The sequence below is a fragment of the Bradyrhizobium barranii subsp. barranii genome, from assembly GCF_017565645.3.
Classification (GTDB): Bacteria; Pseudomonadota; Alphaproteobacteria; order Rhizobiales; family Xanthobacteraceae; genus Bradyrhizobium; species Bradyrhizobium barranii.
Map to the genome: position 1 here is coordinate 1,315,450 of NZ_CP086136.1, position 15,373 is coordinate 1,330,822.

The following is a 15,373-nucleotide window of genomic DNA, read 5'->3' on the forward strand; positions in this document are numbered from 1 at the left end:
TCTTTATCGGCCAGCGGCACGCAATCGACTTCCCCCGCTTGAGATGCTCCAAGTTCGAGAGGATACGACCATGAACCAGCAGACAATGAAATACGCGATTGCGGTCGCGCTCTTCGGTGCGGCGATGCTCGGCTCGGTGCTGCCTTCGGGGGCAGCTCCGATCTCGCCGAGCACGACTCTTCTGACACAAGCGGCTTCTTCGTCCGGGGTGACAGAAATCTACTACCGACGCCACTACCGCGGTCGTGGCTACTACGGCGCTCCGGGGGGCGCAATTGGTCTTGGCATCCTGGGTGCCGCGGCTGGAGCCGCCGCTTATGGAGCCTACGGTGGTAGCTATTACGGGCCGGGCTACTATGCGCCAGGCTACTACGGCGGCACGTATCCCTATCGCCGCCAATACTACGCCCCGTATTGAGCGCACGAGCGACGCTGTTTGGGCGTGGCAACCTCTGTCACAGACCATGCCCACTCAACGCGCGCTCGAGCGCGATGGCGCGGCTGCGCCCTTGTGATCCGGTCAACTGCATCGGCCCCTCCCATCCGGGGTCGCCTGCAGACTTATGCAGGAGTCGGCGAATCGCAAGACAGACAAAACTTGCGCCAGGGAGCTAAAGGCGCGAGCGCGGGGCGGGTCTATCGGCTCGACCAGCAATCCCGAAGCGACTGACTCGTCCCGGCAACGCCACGGGCACCGCTGACCACGAGCCAGACAATACCAAGGCTGCCTCTCTCAAGCTCAAACTGCCTCCTGCTCCGCGTCCGCCGCGCTGGGTGGCATTTCAATCGAGAAGAAGTAGCACAGCACTTGCCCAGTGATGCCGCCGACAGTCGTCGCCGGAAGCTTGAAGATCGCGCACTCAACTCGGACTACCGTGAGACCCAATATCCACAAGGTCCCACCAAAGGAGCCGGACAATGTCGATCGGACTTATCCTCATCATCCTCCTCATCATCTTCCTGCTTGGTGGCTTCAGCGGCCGCTTCGGCGGCTACGGCTACGGCTATGGCCACGGTGGGATGGGGGTCATCGGTACCATCCTGGTCATCCTCGTCGTATTGCTACTTCTGGGTCGGCTCTGACCCTCGCAGGGTCAGCTGTGTCGACCGGGCGCCTCCCAAAATTTCCTTTCCCCGGCGTACCGGGTCCCAACGAGCTCGACCAGCTGAAGCCGACAATGCCCGCCGATGAAGGGGTGTTTGTGCCTGCCTCGGTCCTGCTGCAGCGGCTGCACGACGAGGCACCGGCAAGATCGCTTTACCCTGGGCTGGCTGATGGGTCGCCTACACAAGCGCTCCTTCGGCCCTATTATGCTGCTGCTCGCTGTGGTCGCTATTGCACCGGGTGTCTCGATCGTAGCCGGCCTGCTACTCATGATCCCCGCGTCCCAGATGATCGCGGTCTTCGGTCTAATCACGGGGGCGACCAACCAGTGCGGAGCTATGCACTTCCCAAAATCCAGTAACGGTGGGGTGCGTCCTGACTGGTTTGGTAACAATTCTCACCCGCCACCCGGCTGCAATGCAAAGTGCTGAATTTGAGATATTGCACAAGGCGTCCTCACGGAAATCCGAGAATCGGCGAGAATTCATCACGCTTCTCGGCGGCCGCTTTTTGCTGGTTCCTGCAAAAAAGGCCCAGCATCTCTGCCGGGCCTTCGCTATTGTTGAGCTCTGAACGAGTAGGACTTAAAAATCCATACCACCCATGCCGCCACCTTGAGGCATGCCGCCACCGCCGGCGTTCTTCTTTGGCAATTCGGCCACCATGGCTTCGGTAGTGATCAGGAGCGCCGCAACAGAAGCCGCGTTCTGAACCGCCACACGAACGACCTTGGTCGGGTCGATGATGCCCTTGGTGACCAGGTTGCCGTACTCGCCGGACTGGGAGTCAAAGCCGTAGCCATACTGATCCTTCTCCAGGATCTTGCCGACGATGACGGAGCCGTCCTCGCCAGCGTTGATCGCGATCTGGCGGGCCGGCGCAGACAGCGCCTTGCGCACGATCTCTACGCCGGTCTTCTGGTCATCGTTCTTGGTGCGCAGCCCCTTGAGATGCTCGGAAGCACGCAGCAGGGCGACACCGCCGCCCGGCAGGATGCCTTCCTCGACGGCCGCGCGGGTCGCATGCATCGCATCATCAACGCGATCCTTGCGCTCCTTCACCTCGACCTCGGTCGCGCCGCCGACGCGGATCACCGCGACGCCGCCCGCGAGTTTGGCAAGACGCTCCTGCAGCTTTTCACGGTCATAGTCCGAGGAGGTCTCCTCGATCTGCGCCTTGATCTGCGCCACCCGCGCCTCTATGTCGGCCTTCTTGCCGGCGCCGCTGACGATGGTGGTGTTCTCCTTGTCGATGATCACCTTCTTGGCGCGACCGAGCATGTTGAGCGTGACGTTCTCGAGCTTGATGCCCAGATCTTCCGAGATCGCCTGGCCGCCGGTCAGGATCGCGATGTCCTGCAGCATGGCCTTGCGGCGATCGCCGAAGCCCGGCGCCTTCACGGCCGCGACCTTCAGACCGCCGCGCAGACGGTTCACGACCAGGGTCGCAAGCGCTTCGCCTTCGACGTCTTCCGCGATAATCACAAGCGGCTTGCCACTCTGGACCACGGCTTCCAGCAGCGGAAGCAATTCATTCAAGTGAGACAGCTTCTTTTCATTGATGAGGACGTAGGCATCTTCCATTTCGACGCGCATCTTGTCGGCGTTGGTGACGAAGTAGGGGGAGATGTAGCCGCGGTCGAACTGCATGCCTTCGACGACGTCGAGCTCGGTTTCGAGCGACTTGGCTTCCTCGACGGTGATGACACCCTCGTTGCCGACCTTCTTCATGGCGTCGGAGAGGAACTTACCGATCTCTGCGTCGCCATTGGCCGAGATGGTGCCGACCTGGGCGATCTCCTCGTTCGAGGTGACCTTCTTGGAGTTCTTCACGAGATCGGCGACCACGGCTTCCACCGCGAGGTCGATACCGCGCTTCAGGTCCATCGGGTTCATACCGGCGGCAACCGCCTTCGCGCCTTCACGGACGATCGCAGCCGCGAGCACGGTCGCGGTGGTGGTGCCATCGCCAGCTGCATCTGCCGATTTGGAGGCAACTTCTCGCACCATCTGCGCGCCCATGTTCTCGAACTTGTCCTCAAGCTCGATCTCCTTGGCGACAGTGACGCCGTCTTTGGTGATGCGGGGGGCGCCGAACGACTTGTCGAGCACGACGTTCCGGCCCTTGGGCCCGAGCGTGACCTTAACCGCATTGTTGAGAATTTCAACACCGCGCAACATCCTGTCGCGGGCGTCGACGCCGAACTTAACTTCTTTGGCCGACATCATGATCTCCGTTTTCAACTGTCAAATCCGAAAGACCGCGCGACTCGGCGAGCTCTTTAGGGACGTGAGTTCAACTTGCGGGCCTTATCCTTCTCCTTCGAGACGCTGGCTGCTTGGGATAAGGAAAACAGACTGGCGCTTAGGCGACCTTCTTCTTGGCGGCGGGCAGCTCGGTGAGAACGCCCATAATGTCGCTTTCCTTCATGATCAGCAGTTCCTGACCATCGAGCTTGATCTCCGTACCTGACCACTTGCCGAACAGGACGCGGTCGCCAACCTTGAGATCGATGGGAAGCAGCTTGCCGGATTCGTCGCGGCCGCCTGGGCCAACCGCCGTGATCTCGCCCTGCGAAGGTTTTTCCTTGGCGCTGTCCGGAATGATGATGCCGCCAGTGGTCTTCTCTTCGGCTTCGATACGCTTGACCACAACGCGGTCGTGAAGCGGACGGAATTTCATGCTGCCCTCCTGTTTTCTTGTTGTTGTTGCTTTGGACGAAATGGCAGTCGTGGCCAGCGAGTGCTAATCAGCACATAAGCCGCCGCAAGGGGACGTACAAGACCGTCCCGAAACGATATTCGCTCAGAGCATCACGAAATAGCTGCCAAGACCGCGGCGGCTAAGGATCCGGTGAAGGCCAGCTGTGTGGTGCGAAAGTCGTTGGACGCCGCGTCATCAAATTTAAGAAAGCTTCCCATCGCGCAGGGGCATTGCGTTGTTCTCGACGTGCGCCGGAATACGCCGGACGTCGGTCGCTTCTTGTGCAGCCATTCAGCGGTGCTTGTCGAGATCGAGTGGCTCGTCACTCACGAGGCGCGTCGGCATCAATGCGCTGAGCGTCAGCCAAATCGACCGGGTTGATGGAAATCCTCTCCACCGTTGAAGTGCGCGGCGGCGCCGCCGGCACCGTGATCATAGTGGCAACGCGGCGAAACGCCTCGAACGACAATCCTTCGATCATCTCCTCATCGGTGATGACCTCGTAGGCACCCGGAGGCAGGAGGCGGTCGATGCCCTTGATCCGGAAGGGATGCTTGAAGGTGACCGTTTCGCGTCGGGAGCGCATGGTCATGATCGGCTATCCTTCAGAAACGGCTTTGCATCGGCGCGATCGTGAAGCAATCCGTTTACAGTGCTCTCTGTGCCGAGATTAGCTATCTCTTTATCATAAGATGGCTGCGAAGTCACCAAACACAAGGCAATACACATCGCGGATTTGTTATAGATGCCGGCGGACGAAATGCTTGCTGATGCCAAGTGAAAAAATGCGAGTTGGCGATCGGCAAGCATCGCGACTCGGAGAGAAGAAATGCTATCTCGCAAATCTACCAGCCGAGATAGACTTGCGGCGGTTGGCTACAACCGTCATGGCGCGATGGGACGGTTCTGGCACGGTCTTCATCGTCACGCTCTTATGACGATGATTGCTTACGCCCTCTTGCAGCACTTCCGCATTGCCAAGACGGGGCGCAAAAATGAATCGACGGCCACCACCTCAGCCCAACCTGCCAGCCGGGCGTCCCGCCATCGTCGCTCTCATTCTTCAGCCATCAGATCCGCGATACGGATACTGCAGAACACAGGTCAGCGAAGAGCAAGGCGTGAACAAATCTGCCAAAGTCGTGTTAGCGCCCACCCGAAGCGCCTTTATGATCGTGCAGGAAACGGGCGATCCGCGTCTTCAACACGGTGGCGTCGTGCGATTTGCCCGAGGCCGCGTGCTCGAAGAGCCTGCGCTGGACGTCAGTAGGCAGATCATTCCATTCGCTGACAAGAGCGGCACCCAGACATTCCAGGACTCTGCGCTCCACATCGCGCAAATCGCTGGCTTCATAGGGTAAAGGCCACGCCAACTCCTGCGCTCCGCCTTCCTCGTCCCAACGGTCGAGAGCGGTTGCCATTTCTTCTCCCGACGTTGGCCTTCGACCTTTCTTTTTGACCATTCTATATAGTCGCACATGTCGGCATTAAGCGCCATTCGCTCGATCGCGGGGCGATCCGAAGCGCCAATCCTTCCAGTACCGAGAATGCCGCGGCCGCGGAACTCGGTAGTTCGCCCATCGGTTATTGCAACGGTTTGTTCGCGCGGCGTACAGACTCAAGGTTCACCATGGATGTGATCGTTACACCCGCGGAGGGAGGCACGGTTTGGCAGCTGACGGACCTGCTCGGCCGCTCGATGGGGCGCATCACGGCAAGCGCTCCCCGTCAATTCATGATCTATCCGGGGGGCCACGCCTCGGAAACTATGGCCGGCATACAGCAAGGGCCGCACGCCTCGCTCGACGCCGCACTGGCTGAGATCGAAAGGCACACCCGGGGCGTCTGCCGGCGCAATCCTGGCGAAGATCAGCTTTAGACAGCGCCCAACAATCCAGTTCGTCGCTAGAGTATCTACTGCGAGAGGATTTATGTATTTTACAAGTAACACCCTGATCTTGCGGCTCAATGTCCATGCGTCGCGCCCGACCTCAAGCGCCCAGATTGCCTGATGACGGGACCATCGGTTCCGGTAGAAGGACTTGTGGATTTTCGCGTGAGGACCGAGGCGAATGTGGGCTCCGGCGGATGTCACCGCTCGATCATTTGCGGTGCCGTGTTCGCCGAGATCTTTTGGCGGCTGGGCTTGACGCAACCCTGACAGTGCGGAGGGAACCCGCTTGAGCCGCTTGGTCATCGTCTCCAACCGTGTCGCCTTGCCGGGGGAAGCTGCGCAGCGCAGCGGCGGGCTTGTGACCGGCCTCGTCGACGCTCTGCATCAGGCTGGAGGCTTATGGTTCGGGTGGAGTGGCAAGCTTGGAGAAACAACACCAGAGCCGAACGTTTTTGAGACCGAGGGAGTGACGTACGCTACCGTCGATCTTACCCGCGCGGACCATGACGGCTACTACAGCGGCTTCTCCAACGCGGCACTGTGGCCCTTATTCCACTATCGCCTTGACCTCATGAACTTTACCCGCGGGGACTTGGCCGCCTATCGACGGGTGAACGCCCTGCTCGCCGACGCCCTCGCGCCCCTGCTCAGGCCGAGTGACCTCGTCTGGGTGCATGACTACCATCTGATCCCGATGGCCGAGGAACTTCGCCGCGCCGGGGCCACACAACGGATCGGGTTCTTCTTGCATACGCCGTTTCCGTCGTTGGGGGTGCTGGCGACCCTTCCTCACTACAGCGACCTGCTGAAATCACTGTGCGCTTACGATCTCGTCGGCTTCCAGACGGTGGAGGATTTGACCGCCTTCCATGACGCCATCCTTCGCCGCGCAGGCGGCAAGGTTTCGTCCGATGGCCCCGTTCACGCCTTCGATCGGGATCTACGCGCCGGCGTCTTCCCGATTGGTATCGATACTGAAGCCATCGCCGACATGGCCGGTCGCGCTGTGAAATCCCGAACGGCACGCCGGCTGCAGGAGAGTCTCCGGGGGCGCAAGCTCATCATTGGGGTTGACCGGCTCGATTACAGTAAGGGACTCGAGCACCGGTTCAAAGCGTTCGCCGCCTTTCTCGACGGCTATCCCGCGTACCGCAACCACGTCCGCTTCCTGCAGATCGCCACCGCAACGCGCAGCGACGTTCCTGAATACCGTGCGCTGCGGCAGAGGCTCGGTGCGCTGGCAGGCGACGTGGCCGGTCGCTTCGCGGAACTCGATTGGGCACCGATCCAGTATTTGAACAGGAGCTTTTCGCAGCGCTCGCTCGCTGGCTTCTTTCGGCTCAGTCGCGTCGCTCTTGTCACTCCGTTGCGCGACGGAATGAACCTGGTTGCCAAGGAGTATGTCGCTGCACAGGACCCCGATGACCCCGGCGTGCTCATTCTCTCACCCTTCGCCGGCGCGGCCTATGAACTCGACGCTGCCGTGATCGCCAACCCGTATGACCCCGACGCCGTCGCCGAAGCATTGCAGACAGCGCTGGGGATGCCACTTGGGGAGCGATGCGAGCGTTGGCGGACCATGATGGCGGTACTACGCCGCAATAGCATTGCGGCGTGGCGCGAGAGTTTTCTTGGCGCTCTCAGCCGCTAACTTGGGATGTCGTCCGGAACGTAGCATCGGTGCAGCAAGTCGCGATAATCTCGTTCGTCAACGAGGTTGCCCCAGTCCGCCGATAAGGTGTTACTTCGAAATCATCTCCCCGGCGGAAATGATCCACGAGTGACGGGACCACTTGCATCCGCTTCATCGTCGCGCTGAACCAGATAGACCAAAGGCAAGTCGCCCACAGTTCTCCGCTTTCGCGTCAACGTAGTACACTTCTCCTGCTTCCCATCCCAAAGCGGCCTGTACCGGATCGTCATACCCCTCTTAACTGTGGATGCAACGAATGACCAACGAGCAAAGCCACAAAGTGCACCTAGGTCCCGAAGATCAGGAGCGGTTGAGAGAACTTCGGGCGCAAAAGCCAGCCCGCAACGTACCCAAGCTCGCACTGACGCCGGGCGCGATGCTTGCCGACCGGGTTGCTGAAACAGTTGGTTCTTGGCGCTTCATCATCATCCAAAGCGTCCTTCTTGGCATTTGGATCATTCTGAACATGATAGCATTCATCAACCATTGGGACCCCTATCCCTTCATTTTGCTGAACTTGGTCCTTTCTTTCCAGGCAGCCTACGCAGCGCCCATCATCATGATGAGCCAGAACCGCCAATCTGAGATTGACCGCAGGCACGCAGAACACGACTACCGAATAAATGTGAAGGCTGAACTCGAGATCGAATTGCTGCACAACAAGATTGACGCCTTGCGTGAGCAAGAAATCTTGCAGCTACTCAACATCATTCAGCGTTTGTCCGCGCACCTTGCGCCCGAGCTTGTCGCGGCTATCGAGGCCGAAGCGGTGCCGGGTAAGACCTAGGCGGTGACGACTTGTCTGTCATGGACCAGAAGGGAAGCGGGAAGCACTGATGTTTATCGGGCACGAGATTTTCATTCCCGCTCTATCGTCGAGGTTGTCAGTTAGAGGGCACTTGTAGCGCTGACACTATCGAGGCGACGCCAAGTTCGACCGGATCCGCCAGTCAAGGCACAGGCTGCTCGCGATGTTCCTGAAGCAGTTCGTCAAGTCGTTTTTCGCACCACGTGAACACCTTCGCCTCGGCCAAGGCAACGGCCCCAGTGCGGGGGCATCTGAGGCCGCTAAGCCTTCCGCCGGGCATTGGGGCAAAATGTCGACCGGTCAGTGGGCTTGGTTCTCGAAGATAAGATCTCCGATTGCGGAGGACCAAGAAGTCCCAAGATCAATCGTTCCAGCCGTTTGAGAATATTGCCTGTCCTAACTTGGGCAATATTCGAAAGACTCAGGACGTGCCCCTCCGCCCTCGGGGCTCACCGCCGGCACTGACTTGCCATTTGGCGGAAGCGATGACTTCGGTGCGTCGCCGTTTTTGGGTAGCGCTCGGACAAGCAATCCGCTCGAGCATGCCAGCACGCTACGCCGATTCTGCACCTGATGAATAACTCCCGCTTTGGGTCACCTCGTTGCGGAAGATGAAACCAATTGACCTTCCCGCGACCAAAACGGCTATCTATTGATCCGGGGGTGGTCAATATTGACCAGCAGCTGTAAGAGTTTCAGGTCATATTTCGCCAAAATGGGGGTTGGCGGATCGATGCAGTCACTCGACGATAAGCTTTTTTACCTCCAATCCATTTCAAAGGATCTCAATACACAGCTGCTCACTTTGATCGCTTTGCGAGAGAGCACCAACGAGGCCTACAGAAAGATCGCCTATCGGGGCAGGCGCAGGCGGCGTCGACGCGCGAGAGAGAGAATTTAACCGCAATCTTCCTGTTCTACGCTTTGCAGAACTTACTTATGTCGATCGACGCTCGCTCCTCCAACTGCTAAATAGGCCGAAGTCGCTCTTGCGCAGTGAGCCGAAGCGCGAATCAGGTTGAGCTGGACTCGCCACCGGTTGGACCTCGCTGGTCCCAGAGAATGACGGACCAGGCTCTTTCGTGAAGATAGTAGAGGATCATTTTCGTGATCGCTTCAGCGCCGGCGATCGAGCCTGCAACCTTTACGCTGCCCGTGAAGATGAAACTCAGCACGAAGGTGTCGATACTACCGGTAATCCTCCAACTGACGGCCTTGACGATAGAGCGAAAATGGGAATCTCGTACCCGAATGAACATCGGTTCCTCCCGCTCCCGGCGTCGGCATAAGATCTCGAGACCTACGGGCAACGAACTGTATCAAAAAAGCAAAAGGCCGGGCGTCGCCATCCGCATTCTCGGGCGCCATGTGTCCGCCGGCGGCCGGAGCTTCGGCTCGGCGACGATGGCCATCCTGCTGATCAAGAGAGCTGCCACCGAGGAGGCATTCCGGGTCGCATTGGGCACTTTTGTCGGGGTCGATATCGATCTTGTTCTCCGAATTGTTGTTGAATGTACTGTGAGTCGAAACCGTATTGTACTGATCCTCCAGGATCTTGCCGCCACGACCGAGCTGTGGTTTCGCGGCTCTGCTTATCGCCAAGCGCAGGTCATTCTTCTACGATTGTGGTACTGAGCGCACATGACTCCAGTCGCGGCACTCTCGTGGTCCAGGTCTCAGGCCAGTCTATGAAACGCAGGCGGCAACGCCTCCCGAACGAGTTCACTTAGATCCAAAGCCTCGCCACTTTCCGTAATGTCAGAGCATAGAACCTCGACAAAGGGATGCTGGCGGTTGAATGCGGCGCCTCGCTGGTATTTCGCGCTCACAATCCGCTGAAGTGCGGCAAGGTTCAGCCTGCCAAGCGCATTGTATTGATCGCGGAACAGACTTTGTCGTCCTCCACGATGCTCGACAGACTCCGCCCAAACGTCCATCACCTTCCGGCCCATGAACGCCTCGACCCGTTCATTTCCATCCAGAGCAAAAAGCCGTAGCCCGTCCATGGTGTGTGGTCCGTCATCAACTCGAAACTGTGTAAATGACATGGGAGTCCTCCTGTTATTAACGTCTATTTTCATCGGCAGCCACGTCGCGGACTGCGCCTCCCTCGTTGTCCCACCGTGACAGAGCCAGAGCGACCGTTCTCGCATCGCTAGGCGTGCCTTCTGTTAAAGGCAGTTTGCCGCGACCGGCATCATCCTTGTGCTTATGCAGAAATCGGGCGATTTGCCCGCGGAGCGCCGCCGTCTCCGACAACTTGCCGACCGACCCGGCGGTGTCGAAGATCTCTCGCCGCAGCGTCGTCGGCAGGGCGTTCCATTGCACGATGATGGCCGCGCCGAGACAACGCAAAACGAGCTCTTCTTCGGCCGCAAGGGCTGCGCCGCTCGATCCGTCCTGCTCCGCAACGTGCACTGCATTGTCATAGTCGTCCGCCAGACCCTGCTCGTTATCCGCGAGCGAGGCAAGTCGGTCCTGCAGTTGTTGAAATTTACGGATCTCAGCCGGACCGATCGAACGCTTAATCAGTTCGCCGTACTCGACTGCCTTTGCACGATATTGCTGAGATTTAAACATGCCGGGCCCCTTTCGTTGAAAGTCTCGGCCCATTCCGACCAACTTCGATGGTTGATCAGACATACATAGATATGGGGAACAAAGGTTCGAATAACGAGCCCAGGGCACAAATAAACTGGTACGAAAAGACCGCGCTAGTTGGCAATGGTTGGCGTCTAACGCTCGTGTCTCTCAAAGAGGCTCGCCGCTACGGCTGATTACAATCATCCCGTCAAATTCTCATGAGTGAGCAATATTGACCAGCGGGCCGCGCTCCGAGTCGATACTGCTGTGATCACCGCCGACCGTTGGCACCCATCGGTGACAGAGAGTTGGATAGTGCGCCCGCCCTGTCCCACAGGGGGCAAGTTTGCCCGATCACAAGCAAAGACCCTATCACCTCGCGCGGCGGCGCAGCCTCGTTGTCCCAAATGGCAGTCGCGTACAGAGGTGCGAAACGTTGCGGTGGCCCATGCTCGGTTCGAGCACTGGACCCTGCGTTGCATCAGGTGCGCCCATATTCATGAGGCGCAGATAGCCGCCGACCCGATGAAGTCCGGTGCTGTCGATTGGGAACACAGCCACCTGCGAGGGCCGCAGTAAGGATCATGACATGACAGAGCTGCCGCGCAACGATCTCGGTAGTCACGATTGGGCTGCCCGGGCATCTGAGGCTCTGGCACTGGCAGAGAAGTTGCCGGCCGGATCGATGCGATCCGAAGCCATCAGAAAAGCCGAACAACTTGGCTTTGCCGCTGACATGAGGAAATGGCTGATACCGAAAAAGCCCAACGGCGCACCGAAAGTGACCGGCTGACCGCGATCCAAGACATAGGACGCGTCCTCAACTCGGAATGGCAAACTGCCTTCCCACGCCGATCTCTGGGCTGGGTAGACGTGCACAGGTGGACGGTTGATGGCAAAGACTTATTCCTCGTCCCGCGTCTCACTCCTCGCCCAGCCAGCAACCGCATTGTCCAAAATGCAACGCGAGGATGCATTTGGAGCGTTGAGCTGGGCCATCCGGCTTCGATATCCGCGCACTTGAGTGCGCCAAGTGCGATCATGCTCACATCGTCACGGTCGCAACTGGTCTGGTGAGTGACAGCCGCAGCCTGCACGCGAGAGCGATTGACGCGCTTGAGGAAGCGCAGGCGATGTCGCCCGGCGCACAGCGAACCGAGGGGCTCAAAAAGGCGGGCCTTCTCCGTAGAACTGCGGGCAATCAGGGGGTAATGTCTGCGAAACGGGGCAAGCCCCGAAATGTGATCAGTTGGCTAAAGCAGCAGCTCGCCGCTCGGTTCGAAAGGCTTGGCGCTTGGCAGCCAACCGAAATCGAGCAAATTCGCTGAGTCAAAGGAGGCTCCCGTGGCGAAGCCAACCAAGGAGATGTTTGACCCCAAAACGTTTCTCGCCAAAGTGGGCGCGGGGAAAACGATTCTCGAACTTCCCAAGAACCAACATGTGTTCCAGCAAGGCGACGTCGCGGACACCGTTTTTTACATTCAAAGAGGCAAAGTCAAGCTAACGGTCGTGTCTGAGCAGGGCAAGGAAGCGGTCGTCGCAATTCTGGAGCCCGGCCAGTTCTTTGGCGAAGGATGCATGAATGGTCACCCGTTACGCATCGCTACGACAACAGCGATGGAAGATTGCGTCATCACGTCGATCACCAAGGAAGCCATGATGTCGGCTATTCGTGACGAGCCGAAATTTTCAGAGCTATTCATGTCATACCTCCTGACCCGGAACAGTCGGATTGAGGAGGACCTGATCGACCAGCTATTCAATTCGAGTGAGCGGCGGCTTGCTCGGCTGCTGTTGCTGCTCGCGAATTTCGGCAAGGAAGGGAGCCCGCAGCCGATCAGCGTGAACATCAGTCAGGAAACATTGGCTGAAATGATCGGGACCACGCGATCCCGGGTCAGCTATTTCATGAACAAGTTTCGCAGGCTGGGCCTCATCAGCTATAATGGGCACATTGAGGTCCACAATTCGCTGTTGAGTGCGGTCTTGCATGAGAAGCCCCTGCTGAGAGAGCGCGACTAGAAGCACCGTTCCAAGGAACGGCCCCAGCGCGCGGGGGACGAGCTGAGGCCGTCATTTCATCGGATGCTTGGGGGCACATGCATCCGGTCACCGGTCACCAAGTTGCGCCGACGACATTGGTTCCGGCAGCAGGTCAAGCCGCTTTTGGTCGGTTGAGCCTTTTCCGAAGTCCCGGACCAGTTCTCGTGAAAGGGATTTAGCATTCAGCCTCATGCAACGCCGTCAGGGGATCATTTCCGCCTGGCGGCGTTTGTGCATCACAGAGCGAGGGGCGCAATCACTTCGCGCTCAAAATCGCATCATGAGACGGGCTATTTCTTGGAACGATACGAAGCAGCGAACCTTACCTTCTCAGAGCTGAAACGGTCCCATGAGTTAATCCAATGAACATCGTCCCCGTTGATCGCGCGCTAAGCATATACGGCGTCCTTGCGGACCGCTCCGAGACGAAGGGAGCTATGGCGGAATCTGGGTGATGACGGTGTGAGGAAGGCGGCGTATCGAGGCGGGTGACGAGCCTGCCAGAACCTCTCGAGGAGAGCGATACGCCATGACCGAGACTACCAATGTTCTTGCTTTCCGTCAGCCGTCCGCGGTTGATGATCCACTGACCGATATCGTTCGTGCCGGCGCGCGGGACCTGCTTGCCAGGGCGATCGAGATCGAGGTTGGCGCGTTTCTGGCCAGCACGGCCAATCTGACGCTGCCCGACGGTCGAGCGCGCCTGGTCCGACATGGGCACGGTCCGGTGCGCGAGATTGCGACCGGCATCGGTCCGGTGGAGGTCGCTCGTCCCAAGGTCCGCGACCGCGGAGCGAGCGGGCCAGGCGACCGCCTCCGCTTCAGTTCGGCAATCCTGCCGCTATGGGCGCGGCGGACGAAGAGCCTGGATGCCTTGATCCCGGTCCTCTATTTGCGCGGCATCTCGACCGGCGACTTCCAGGAGGCGCTCTCGGCGCTGCTCGGCAAGGATGCGCCGAACCTGTCGCCTTCGGTGATCGCCGGCCTGAAGGCCGATTGGCAGGTCGAGTACGAACGCTGGCAGAGACGCGATCTGTCGGCGCGTCGCTATGTCTACATCTGGGCCGATGGCGTGTACCTGCAGGCCCGCATGGAAGATCACAGCGAATGCATGCTGGTGCTGATTGGCACCACGCCGGAAGGCAAGAAGGAGCTGATCGGCTTCCAGGTCGGCGTGCGCGAGAGCGCGCAGAGCTGGCGCGAACTCCTGATCGACCTGCGGCAACGCGGGTTACGGATTGCCCCGCAACTCGCCATCGGCGACGGCGCCCTCGGCTTCTGGAAGGCACTGGACGAGGCCTTTCCCGGCACGCGGCACCAACGATGCTGGTGCCATAAAGTGAGCAACGTACTCGACAAGGTCGCCAAATCCGTGCAGGGCCCCATGAAGAACGACCTGCGGAACATCTATCTGGCCCCACACCGGGCCGAAGCTGAAACCGCGATCGACGTCTTCGTCGAGAAATACCACGTCAAATACGGACGTGCGGTGGAGTGCCTGATCAAGGATCGCCATGCGCTGCTCGCCTTCTTCGACTTCCCTGCTGAGCACTGGATCCACCTACGCAGCTCGAACCCGATCGAGAGCGTCTTCGCCACGGTGCGCCACCGAACGGTGCGGACCAAGGGATCGCTGTCGCAACAAACTGCGAAGCTGATGGTGTTCAAGCTCATCGACGCCGCATCGAAGACCTGGCGGCGATTGAAGAGCACGAACCAGTTGCCGAAAGTCATCGCCGGTGTAAAGTTCATCGACGGAATCGAAGTCATTCCGAACACTGAAAGCCACGCCGCCTGATCAGGCCGCGTCACCCAAAATCAGCCATAGCTCAGACGAAGGGCGCCCGTGAATGTCTTTCCAAGCATCTGATGAAATTGTACATCGGCGGCGAAAAAGACCAGCACCGCTTGACGGTGCACGGACTATCGTACCTTCGCGACCTGGACCGGGCGATCGATTCCAGCAACTGAACAGGCAACCTGTCGGCCTGCACTAGCCCTTCTGCGCTTGACGCTGCGTCCGCAGGGAATTGCGCCGCATCATTCTTGCGTTCGCGGTGCGGACTGCATCCGCCCTTGCTTGTTGTTCTTTCGGAAGTGGCGTCCTGTGTTGCTCGCCGACCGTTGGCGCCATAGCCAGCTGGGTTGGCGCTGTCGAGCTATGCTCGACAGGCTGCACGCTCATTGCGCCCGTGGATGGTGATTTGCGTTTAGGCATCAGGGACAACTCGTCGCTACCGAGTTCGTTCAATAGCTCTCCGACGGGACCTTGCTGGCGGAAACCTCAAGGTCACCGGTCCTCTCCACTCTTGCGACGTAGCAACCAGCTGCCGCAAAGTGACTATGCATAGTCGACATTCGACGGCGCGAGCCACCACTCTTCTATGACTGGTTCGATCTGAAGACCGTCGACTAACCGGTTATCGCCATCATTTCCTTCGAATGACTTCACGGCAAGCGTACGTGTGCGCAGTTGTCCGGGAATTTCATCACTTTATCGTAGGTCTGATCGCCTTCGCGCACACGCAAACCGCATCCAATACG

17 protein-coding genes and 1 pseudogene are annotated in these 15,373 nt (G+C 59.0%); 11 read left to right on the forward strand and 7 right to left on the reverse strand.

The genetic code is table 11. From position 1 onward, the window contains the following. The first annotated feature begins 70 nt into the window (after positions 1-70). The 3 genes from J4G43_RS06410 to J4G43_RS55860 all read left to right on the forward strand — a co-directional run bounded on the left by J4G43_RS06410 (position 71) and on the right by J4G43_RS55860 (position 1,536). On the forward strand, positions 71-418 hold the full coding sequence (locus J4G43_RS06410; protein WP_225004671.1) for a hypothetical protein: 348 nt from the start codon (positions 71-73) through the stop codon (positions 416-418). A gap of 500 nt (positions 419-918) precedes the next feature. Then, entirely contained in the window at positions 919-1,083 is a 165-nt protein-coding gene (locus J4G43_RS06415; protein WP_018646276.1) for a DUF3309 family protein, read from the forward strand. 192 nt (positions 1,084-1,275) lie between these two features. Beyond that, on the forward strand, positions 1,276-1,536 hold the full coding sequence (locus tag J4G43_RS55860) for a hypothetical protein (RefSeq protein ID WP_208084286.1): 261 nt from the start codon (positions 1,276-1,278) through the stop codon (positions 1,534-1,536). Positions 1,537-1,689: 153 nt separating this feature from the next. Here J4G43_RS55860 and groL read toward each other — a convergent pair whose 3' ends face one another. From groL to J4G43_RS06430, 3 genes are all read right to left on the reverse strand, one after another. Next, positions 1,690-3,330 (reverse strand): chaperonin GroEL, encoded by a 1,641-nt coding sequence (gene groL, locus J4G43_RS06420; protein ID WP_208084287.1) that lies wholly within the window; start codon positions 3,328-3,330, stop codon positions 1,690-1,692. Between the two features lie 139 nt (positions 3,331-3,469). Then, the gene (locus J4G43_RS06425) at positions 3,470-3,787 is read right to left on the reverse strand and encodes a co-chaperone GroES (RefSeq protein WP_038958098.1); all 318 of its coding nucleotides are present in this window, start codon (positions 3,785-3,787) and stop codon (positions 3,470-3,472) included. A 343-nt stretch (positions 3,788-4,130) separates the two neighbouring features. Then, the gene (locus tag J4G43_RS06430) at positions 4,131-4,400 is read right to left on the reverse strand and encodes a hypothetical protein (protein ID WP_038958099.1); all 270 of its coding nucleotides are present in this window, start codon (positions 4,398-4,400) and stop codon (positions 4,131-4,133) included. A 199-nt stretch (positions 4,401-4,599) separates the two neighbouring features. Between J4G43_RS06430 and J4G43_RS06435 the strand changes: the two are divergent. After that, positions 4,600-4,925, forward strand: a pseudogene (locus tag J4G43_RS06435) (IS701 family transposase); the annotation flags it as partial. Between the two features lie 28 nt (positions 4,926-4,953). Here the strand turns inward: J4G43_RS06435 and J4G43_RS06440 are convergent. Continuing rightward, the gene (locus J4G43_RS06440) at positions 4,954-5,229 is read right to left on the reverse strand and encodes a hypothetical protein (protein WP_018648614.1); all 276 of its coding nucleotides are present in this window, start codon (positions 5,227-5,229) and stop codon (positions 4,954-4,956) included. A gap of 209 nt (positions 5,230-5,438) precedes the next feature. On the opposite strand from J4G43_RS06440, the gene J4G43_RS06445 reads away from it, so the two are divergent. The 3 genes from J4G43_RS06445 to J4G43_RS06455 all read left to right on the forward strand — a co-directional run bounded on the left by J4G43_RS06445 (position 5,439) and on the right by J4G43_RS06455 (position 8,182). Then, positions 5,439-5,687, forward strand: coding sequence for a hypothetical protein (locus tag J4G43_RS06445; RefSeq protein WP_225004675.1), 249 nt, complete (start codon positions 5,439-5,441; stop codon positions 5,685-5,687). Between the two features lie 301 nt (positions 5,688-5,988). After that, positions 5,989-7,353 (forward strand): alpha,alpha-trehalose-phosphate synthase (UDP-forming), encoded by a 1,365-nt coding sequence (locus tag J4G43_RS06450; RefSeq protein WP_208084288.1) that lies wholly within the window; start codon positions 5,989-5,991, stop codon positions 7,351-7,353. A 298-nt stretch (positions 7,354-7,651) separates the two neighbouring features. Then, on the forward strand, positions 7,652-8,182 hold the full coding sequence (locus J4G43_RS06455) for a DUF1003 domain-containing protein (RefSeq protein WP_038935046.1): 531 nt from the start codon (positions 7,652-7,654) through the stop codon (positions 8,180-8,182). A 1,034-nt stretch (positions 8,183-9,216) separates the two neighbouring features. On the opposite strand, the gene J4G43_RS06460 is transcribed toward J4G43_RS06455, so the two are convergent. Then, the gene (locus J4G43_RS06460; protein WP_244436661.1) at positions 9,217-9,378 is read right to left on the reverse strand and encodes a DUF2061 domain-containing protein; all 162 of its coding nucleotides are present in this window, start codon (positions 9,376-9,378) and stop codon (positions 9,217-9,219) included. Between J4G43_RS06460 and J4G43_RS06465 the strand changes: the two genes are divergently transcribed. Then, entirely contained in the window at positions 9,311-9,838 is a 528-nt protein-coding gene (locus J4G43_RS06465) for a hypothetical protein (protein ID WP_225005886.1), read from the forward strand. The two genes, J4G43_RS06460 and J4G43_RS06465, sit on opposite strands and share 68 nt — an antisense overlap. 41 nt (positions 9,839-9,879) lie before the next feature. Here J4G43_RS06465 and J4G43_RS06470 read toward each other — a convergent pair whose 3' ends face one another. Beyond that, positions 9,880-10,251, reverse strand: a complete 372-nt coding sequence (locus tag J4G43_RS06470) for a signal transduction histidine kinase (protein ID WP_208084289.1) — start codon at positions 10,249-10,251, stop codon at positions 9,880-9,882. A 16-nt stretch (positions 10,252-10,267) separates the two neighbouring features. Next, positions 10,268-10,783 carry a hypothetical protein gene (locus tag J4G43_RS06475; protein WP_225004685.1) on the reverse strand — a complete coding sequence of 172 codons (516 nt, stop codon included), beginning with the start codon at positions 10,781-10,783 and terminating at the stop codon, positions 10,268-10,270. A 592-nt stretch (positions 10,784-11,375) separates the two neighbouring features. On the opposite strand from J4G43_RS06475, the gene J4G43_RS06480 reads away from it, so the two are divergent. From J4G43_RS06480 to J4G43_RS06490, 3 genes are all read left to right on the forward strand, one after another. After that, positions 11,376-11,579 (forward strand): hypothetical protein, encoded by a 204-nt coding sequence (locus tag J4G43_RS06480; RefSeq protein WP_225004687.1) that lies wholly within the window; start codon positions 11,376-11,378, stop codon positions 11,577-11,579. A 551-nt stretch (positions 11,580-12,130) separates the two neighbouring features. Further along, positions 12,131-12,808: a Crp/Fnr family transcriptional regulator gene (locus J4G43_RS06485; RefSeq protein ID WP_018643679.1), complete on the forward strand. Its 678-nt coding sequence runs from the start codon at positions 12,131-12,133 to the stop codon at positions 12,806-12,808. A gap of 550 nt (positions 12,809-13,358) precedes the next feature. Then, entirely contained in the window at positions 13,359-14,627 is a 1,269-nt protein-coding gene (locus J4G43_RS06490; RefSeq protein WP_038952271.1) for an IS256 family transposase, read from the forward strand. Positions 14,628-15,373 lie beyond the last annotated feature (746 nt).

Excerpts from the sequence above, each read along its gene's own strand:
- J4G43_RS06455 (WP_038935046.1), top strand. The coding sequence starts at position 7,652 with ATGACCAACGAGCAAAGCCACAAAGTGCACCTAGGTCCCGAAGATCAG.
- J4G43_RS06470 (WP_208084289.1), bottom strand. The coding sequence starts at position 10,251 with ATGTCATTTACACAGTTTCGAGTTGATGACGGACCACACACCATGGAC.
- J4G43_RS55860 (WP_208084286.1), top strand. The coding sequence starts at position 1,276 with ATGGGTCGCCTACACAAGCGCTCCTTCGGCCCTATTATGCTGCTGCTC.
- J4G43_RS06475 (WP_225004685.1), bottom strand. The coding sequence starts at position 10,783 with ATGTTTAAATCTCAGCAATATCGTGCAAAGGCAGTCGAGTACGGCGAA.
- J4G43_RS06430 (WP_038958099.1), bottom strand. The coding sequence starts at position 4,400 with ATGACCATGCGCTCCCGACGCGAAACGGTCACCTTCAAGCATCCCTTC.
- J4G43_RS06445 (WP_225004675.1), top strand. The coding sequence starts at position 5,439 with ATGGATGTGATCGTTACACCCGCGGAGGGAGGCACGGTTTGGCAGCTG.
- groL (WP_208084287.1), bottom strand. The coding sequence starts at position 3,330 with ATGTCGGCCAAAGAAGTTAAGTTCGGCGTCGACGCCCGCGACAGGATG.
- J4G43_RS06410 (WP_225004671.1), top strand. The coding sequence starts at position 71 with ATGAACCAGCAGACAATGAAATACGCGATTGCGGTCGCGCTCTTCGGT.
- J4G43_RS06415 (WP_018646276.1), top strand. The coding sequence starts at position 919 with ATGTCGATCGGACTTATCCTCATCATCCTCCTCATCATCTTCCTGCTT.
- J4G43_RS06440 (WP_018648614.1), bottom strand. The coding sequence starts at position 5,229 with ATGGCAACCGCTCTCGACCGTTGGGACGAGGAAGGCGGAGCGCAGGAG.
- J4G43_RS06480 (WP_225004687.1), top strand. The coding sequence starts at position 11,376 with ATGACAGAGCTGCCGCGCAACGATCTCGGTAGTCACGATTGGGCTGCC.
- J4G43_RS06425 (WP_038958098.1), bottom strand. The coding sequence starts at position 3,787 with ATGAAATTCCGTCCGCTTCACGACCGCGTTGTGGTCAAGCGTATCGAA.
- J4G43_RS06490 (WP_038952271.1), top strand. The coding sequence starts at position 13,359 with ATGACCGAGACTACCAATGTTCTTGCTTTCCGTCAGCCGTCCGCGGTT.